Source organism: Petrocella sp., assembly GCF_059865615.1.
In genome coordinates, this window is record NZ_JCBCDA010000025.1 from 1 (window position 1) to 1,479 (window position 1,479).

Annotated in this window: 1 pseudogene; it reads right to left on the reverse strand. The window is 36.6% G+C overall.

Features of this window, described 5'->3' with window-relative positions:
* A pseudogene (locus AC6F8J_RS02695) lies at positions 1–1,479 on the reverse strand (hypothetical protein); the annotation flags it as partial.

Consider the following 1,479-nt stretch of genomic DNA (forward strand, 5'->3'; position numbering starts at 1 on the left):
TAAAAAACCTTGGGCATAACTGCTAAATTTATGATAATGAAAAGTGTTTTGGATACAGGGACTATGCTACGTCTTAAATTATCTAATATTTTCCATTTGGATATCACATTTAAGCTAATACCATTTTTAGGCTTCCTTTTAAACAACCAAGGTAACAGTTGCCAATCGCCTCGAATCCACCTGTGCTCTCTTTTTACAAATGAAAGCACACTGCTTGGAAATGTATCCATGATTTTTACCGAACTTGAGAAAGCCGTTTTGACATAGCAGCTTTCTAAGAGGTCATGACTGAGCACACTATTGTCCGGTATTATTTTATTTAAGATTAAGTGAAAGGCCTCCACGTGATAAATGCCTTTACCTGTATAAACGCCTTCGTTAAAAACATCTTGATATATATCAGATTGAATTGATGAATAGTTTGCTAGCCCTGTTTGGCCTCCAAACACTTCAGGAAAGCGACTGCTTTTTTTATCCACGATATGATTACCAATCGAAGGCTGTATGATGGCATACCCTTCTTTCACCCTCTTACTAACCGGATCTATAACCGGCTGATTGAGGGGATGGTCAATAAGACCCACGAGTTTTGACGCATTATCCCTAATCAGATTAGAGTCCGCATCTAAGGTTATAACATACTTAAAAGTCTCTAATATTGCTTCATCACACAATAATGTCACAAAGCTTGTATCTTCCTTCTTTATGCCACTTAAGAGATTATTGAATTCCTCCAGCTTCCCTCTTTTTCTTTCCCAACCCATATGGCAATTTTCCGACTTGTTCCATTGCCTTTCTCTTATAAAAAGAGAAAATCGTTGATGTGTTGATGGGTAAAGCGCATTTAGTGCATTGATTTTTTTTATAAGCGCTTTTTCAAGAATCTCGTCTTTTGGCATAACTTTTTCAGGTGCATCCTCAAAATCGGCTAAAAGTCCAAAGTAGAGATTATCTTGTCGATTAGCTAAATAATGCTTTTCTAGCCTTTCAAGATACTCGATACATTGAGATTTTGATGAAACAAGTACAGGCATGACTAAAAATGTTCTTGCGTGATCCGGAATTTCTTCTAGATAATCTAAAGAAGGAATCTTTGCTACAGCCATCCGCCTTGTAAAAATATGATTGGTTAATTCTAATGCAATTCCTGTTAACATCGGTAACCCTAAGACCAAAACGATCACATATATACTGATATCCTCAACTAACCCAAAACGCTTCATCATAAATATTACAAAAACAGATACAGAAACAACAAGCAAGAAGCCGGTTATAAAATAACTGATGCCTTTTATATTATGTTTCTTTTCTAGATTTTTCGGCGTCTTTTTGTTTAACACTTTTGCTTTAAGGAGGGGGTATCCCTTCCCTATAAGATAGGTGCCCACATGATGGGGACAATTAAGGTCCTCTCTATCTGCTTTGGCCAGTTCTAGAGCATATTCTGCTATTACGCCTTCTTCAATATGATGTTTAAGA